This window comes from Daejeonella sp. (assembly GCF_044232565.1).
Classification (GTDB): domain Bacteria; phylum Bacteroidota; class Bacteroidia; order Sphingobacteriales; family Sphingobacteriaceae; genus Daejeonella.
Genome location: NZ_JBIILQ010000189.1, coordinates 1 through 5,478, shown reverse-complemented (window position 1 = coordinate 5,478; position 5,478 = coordinate 1). Strand labels below are relative to the sequence as shown.

At 33.5% G+C, this 5,478-nt stretch carries 6 protein-coding genes; 1 reads left to right on the top strand and 5 read right to left on the bottom strand.

Annotation, left to right across the window (positions count from 1 at the left end; translation table 11 throughout):
• A partial coding sequence (gene rluF, locus ACILQF_RS10060; RefSeq protein ID WP_395627281.1) for a 23S rRNA pseudouridine(2604) synthase RluF occupies positions 1-752 on the top strand: 752 nt, incomplete at its 5' end.
• A gap of 1 nt (position 753) precedes the next feature.
• Here rluF and ACILQF_RS10055 read toward each other — a convergent pair.
• From ACILQF_RS10055 to ACILQF_RS10035, 5 genes are all read right to left on the bottom strand, one after another.
• Positions 754-1,257, bottom strand: coding sequence for a hypothetical protein (locus ACILQF_RS10055; RefSeq protein WP_395627280.1), 504 nt, complete (start codon positions 1,255-1,257; stop codon positions 754-756).
• 78 nt (positions 1,258-1,335) lie between these two features.
• A complete protein-coding gene (panD, locus tag ACILQF_RS10050; protein WP_395627279.1) occupies positions 1,336-1,686 on the bottom strand; it encodes an aspartate 1-decarboxylase in 351 nt (116 codons plus the stop codon).
• Between the two features lie 173 nt (positions 1,687-1,859).
• The gene (locus ACILQF_RS10045) at positions 1,860-3,482 is read right to left on the bottom strand and encodes a M56 family metallopeptidase (protein ID WP_395627278.1); all 1,623 of its coding nucleotides are present in this window, start codon (positions 3,480-3,482) and stop codon (positions 1,860-1,862) included.
• On the bottom strand, positions 3,482-3,844 hold the full coding sequence (locus ACILQF_RS10040) for a BlaI/MecI/CopY family transcriptional regulator (RefSeq protein ID WP_395627277.1): 363 nt from the start codon (positions 3,842-3,844) through the stop codon (positions 3,482-3,484). Before ACILQF_RS10040 ends, ACILQF_RS10045 begins: the two co-directional genes overlap by 1 nt.
• 611 nt (positions 3,845-4,455) lie before the next feature.
• Positions 4,456-5,478 (bottom strand): outer membrane beta-barrel protein (locus ACILQF_RS10035; RefSeq protein ID WP_395627276.1); only part of this gene is annotated, 1,023 nt, incomplete at its 5' end.

Here is a 5,478-nt window from a genome sequence, read left to right as displayed (position 1 = left end):
CTAGATTGATGAGTACTGAGGATACAACCAGAATTAATAAATATTTGAGTGAAATTGGCTTTTGCTCACGACGGGCTGCTGATAAGTTGATTCTCGAAAACCGGGTGACTATCAATGGTATTGTGCCTGAAATGGGAACTAAAATTGTTCCCGGTGATATCGTTAAAGTAGATGGAAAGCTAGTCTCGAAGCCAGAAGAAAAACCCGTCTACATTGCTTTTAATAAGCCAGTTGGTATTGTTTGTACAACGGATACCAAGGTTGAAAAAGATAATATTATTGATTATATCAAGTATCCTAAGCGTATATTTCCTATCGGCCGACTAGATAAACCGAGCGAGGGACTTATCCTATTAACCAGTGATGGGGATATTGTCAATAAAATTTTGCGAGCCAGAAATAATCACGAAAAGGAGTATGTGGTCTCCGTGAATCGACCAATTACCGCTGAATTTCTAAAAAAAATGAGAAGCGGTGTTCCAATATTGGATACAATTACTCGCGAGTGTGAAGTGGAAAAGATTGATAAAAATAGATTTAAAATCATTTTAACCCAAGGTCTCAATCGTCAGATTAGAAGGATGTGCGAATACCTTGATTTTAAGGTGATGAAATTAAAAAGAGTGAGGATAATGAATATAAAATTAGATATCCCCATTGGTAAATGGAGATATCTAAGTGATAGTGAAATGAATGAAATTAATAGATTAATTTCAAGCTCCTCTAAAACTCATATAGATCCTGAAGAATAGACTATTTTAGCTCTTTTAATCGGTATGTAAGCGCCATGTACAGCGTTAAAACTAAACCTACAAGGAATAATCCTCCCATATAGCCAAATACCGCAAATGCTTCTTTGGCTTCACTACGACCCATTTCAGGTCCGTAAATGGCGGCAAAAAGCCATACAAATGGGTATAAAAATCCTCCAATGGATACAGCAAAAGAGCTAATTGCTTTAATTCTATCTGGTGCCGATAAAAAGGAAATAAATAATAGAACTCCCATAATCATTGCACCAATTCCAGTAGCATGGAAGTGAAATCTCTGATAATATCGCCAGTTTTTGTCGGCCTCAGATTTTAAAACAGCCGCTTTTTCTATCGGATCTTGAATCTGGTTTACCTTTTCATTCTTTTTTAATCCCTCATTAATTTTATCCTTAAAATAATCTTCGTTTGTTCCGAAAATAATGGAGATAAAAACACCGCCAATGAGTGTTAAAATGGCTATTACGTAGGGGATTCTTTGTGTCATTTCTTTAAATATTTATTTAGAATTTACGAATAAATTTTCAGATTTCAGGTTTAAAATTGATATGAATTCATTGTCCTTTTATTTTAGAAGGTTTGTTTCTTCATCAGGAAACACAATAGTTGGCTTAAAGGTTTTAGCCTCCTCATAATCCATAATGGCATAGGCAATGATAATAATGACGTCGCCACGCATCACTCTTCTTGCTGCCGCTCCATTTAAAACTATTTCTCCACTTCCTCGTTTGCCAGGAATGGTATAGGTTTCAAAGCGCTCACCATTATTATTATTTACAATCTGCACTTTTTCACCGTGAAGCAAATTTGCGGCGTCCATCAAATCCTCATCTATGGTAATGCTACCAATATAATTCAGATCTGCATCAGTTACCTTTACGCGGTGTATTTTTGATTTTAGTATATGAACTTGCATGGTGCAAAGTTAATGATTTGGATTGAATCCAATAGAGTTAACATCGTTCATTTTATTATAGGTTCCTCGATTTACGTAATGAATGTTTTTTTGTTTTTCAGGTTAACATAAAATAGAAAATCCCCGGCTTTTGTAAATAACCGGGGTTTTATATTGAGTTGGAATAAGGCTGTTTATTTCTTCTTTAGAATGATCTCAATCACATCCTTCCCCTCTAAATCCTTATATTTTTTTTGAGCACTTTCTCCTTTTAGAACGTTAATAGATTGAATCTCATCAGGCTTAATATTTTTAAAAATGTTGCTATCAACTTTCTTACCATCAAGCATGTAAACCACCTGATCATCCATTATCTTATTGTTAAGATTGGGTTTTCTATGAACAACAACCGTGTCTGCCAGAATTTCCTGGAAACCGGTAACAGTAATATCTGTGAACACTTTACCTTTAATTCTTTTTACTGCATTCTCAATTTCACCTTTACTATTTTGATCCACAATAAATAGTTTTCTGTTGTCAATTTTATCACTTGGATCCATAATATATTGTTTGCTTGCTTCACCATTCTTTGACCTTGTAGTGAGGATCATTATGTTCTGGTCCTTATCGCTATCTTCAAGGAAAATTTGACCTTCTATTCTTAGCTCTTTCACTTCCCCTTTCGAATTTTTAGCATCTCTTTCTAACTTTAGTCCATCTTTCTTAATCAATCTAATGCTTTCAATATCCTCTGGTTTCAAGTCTGAAATAGTGGCTTTTCCGTCGATTATTATAATTTTCTTTGCTTCTGTCCCTTTCTCACTATTCATTTTCTCTAGGAATACCATTATTTTATCTCCTGCCGACTTTTCCTTAATGGTATCTACTTGACTTTTCAATAATACTTTTTCTATCTTGTTTTCAAGATTTTGGATTCTGTTTACTGCGTTTACCTTGATTGAAAAAATTGCTAGAGCCATTAGCATAATGGGTAATGCCATTACTCTTCTTAAATAAGAGTATTCTGTTTTGTTTGATTTCGTTAACATAGCTAATCTGCGTTTAATGGATGAATAATTAAAAGGATGTATTGGATTTAAAAAGTGTGTTCCGTAATGTGTTTCTAATAATAATTTTGCAAATGCTTCGGTATTATTCTCGCCCATCGCTTCTTCATCTGCAATAAACTCATGGATGGTTTGAAGCTCTTTTTGGATAATCCAATTGAATGGATTAATCCATAAAATTGAGCTCAATACTTGACAAAATAGGCGATCCCAGGAGTGTTTTTGCTTAATGTGGGTTAGCTCATGCTTGAATATTTTTTGACCTTTATCATCTTCTAAAGACATTGTTTTTTTCCAGAAAAGATTGTTCAGGAATGAAAAAGGGGCATTATCTACCTCTGTTTCAATAAAATCTATTCCGTCAAGATATTTTATCGGAGAGTTTCTTTTGATGCTAAAAATCTTCCAAATACTTATTAGTAACATCGCAAGAAATATAAATGCAATTACTCCTGAACCTATTAATAAACCATCAAGCCAGTCAAATTGCTGCTCAATAATTTGATTACTCGGTGCTGTAATTAATTGGATGAGTTCAAAATTTGTGCTTTCTGTTACTGGTCTTTCAAAGGTGAACCAGTGTAAGTCTAAAAAGGGTATCGTCAGACTTAAAATCAAGCTCCCCAATAGGTAAAAGCGATTATAATAATGGAATTTATTATCTCTTAAAGCTAAAAGATAATAGCCGTATAAAATCGCTGTAATAACAGTTGATTTTAATATATAGATTAAAATTAGTTCGCTGCTCATTATTTCTTATTTTTTAGTTCCTTTAATAAGAGTTCTAAATCCTCAATTGACATCTGCTTCTTATCAACTAGAAAGGATACCACATTGGAATAGGATCCTTCAAAATATCTTGCGGTTAAACCTTCAATACTTTGCTCTGAATACGCAGATTTTGACACTAATGGATAATAGAGATTATTGCGATTTGGATTTTTGATACCCACAAAGCCCTTCTCTACTAATATTTTAAGTAGTGTGGCCACGGTATTATTATGTGGCTTGGGATCATCAAGCAATTCTAAAAAGTCCTTTATATAGCCACCCGCCTTGAGTGTCCAAAGTACCTGCATTATTTGCTCTTCTGCTTGTGTAAGTTTTTTCATTCTAACTAAATTTATAGTCAATATTACGACTAATCTTTTAGTTATAAAAATTTATTTGAAAATATTTCTATAAGCGCATAGAAATGCAGTTTGAAGGATAGGAATGATAGTGATTTTTACGCTACAATAATGAGATTTCTTAATATAGCTCAACATTATCGCTTCATCAATTAACGGATGTGCCTGATATGCAATTGGATTTTTTCTTTAATAATCTGTTCGCGCCATTTTCCAAAGCTGAACAGCAAGCCAGAAGGTTTCTGATTGTTTTTTTTCTTTAAAATCTTCCCCCAGTATTCCCGATGATGATTTACGTTCCCTGTTGAGAATTAGAAAAAAGCTTAGATCAGAATACTGCAATTGAACATCAATTACGCTTATCCCAATCCTGATTTACAAAATTATATTTTTATAGATTTTATTATTGTCAGATTCATTAATCTGCTGAACCAGCTTATAAAACACAGGCATTATTTTTAAAATCAAATTAATTGAATCAGAAAATATCTGAATAATTATAAGCTGGCCTTGTTAACCTTCCCTATATCGAAACAGGTTAAATTAAATTCTTATTTAAGCATTTTGTGCCTAAAAAAATATATTGCAGATGTTTAGTTCATAAAACTGCCATCACCTCTTCTAATAAGAGGTCTGTTATTATTTCCCACGGCTCCTGTCCATTTTTGTATATTCAAACTTAGGTTTAGCATAACATAACGACTGTTAGGGTTGGTTAAAGTTTCTGTAAATCCTAAATCATTTTGTGTTCTGTTGATAAAGTTGTTTTGGTTCAACAAATCATAGGCTCTTAACTGCAGAGAGCCTTTATTTTTAAACACGCGCACTTGCAGCATAGAGTTAATAATCAAGGGATTGTTCGTTATATTGTTGCCAATACCACTCACATAATTTTTGCTTATTGCATATCCAAATTGGTATTTCTTGGCAAAATAAATGTTCCCATCTACACTCAATGCCCAAATGTTTTGGACAATATCCCTAGAACGAGCTAAAGAAAAATCTATCTTATTAAAATCGTATGAGACGAATGGATTTATATCAAACCAAGGCTTAGGAGTCATTCGCGGACCAAAACTCTGCTTAAAACCCCAAGTTTTTGAGCTGTTGATTTGGTTATTACTCATCGATACACGGTTTGAGTTGATGATATTCCCAAAAAACCTAAGGTTGTACCTTCTATCGCTTAACTGCTTAGAAATAGAATAGTCGCCAATAGTGCTGTTGTTTCCTTGTAAGTTTACAAATCGTGTTTCATTTTTAAATATACCAAAAGCAGCAGGATCTCTAATCTCAACAATATTATTGACTACCTGGTCTTCTGTAAATGAGGAGTTTAGTCTTAATTCGTAGTTAATTCTTGAATTAGCAATGTAATTGCTATACTGAGCATTTACACTGTGTGCAAATGCAACTTTCAAATCGGGATTACCCACAATGGCATTTTGTGGATTTGAAACGTCTTTTACAGGTTGAATTTGGTTAAACGAGGGCTCAATAGCTCTGCCATTATAGTTTAATGAAACTCTGTGCGTACTCGAAAGTCTTAATTGAACACGAGCAATGGGTATAATTCTAAAATTTTGTCTATCAATTCTAGACGCAACACTAGTACT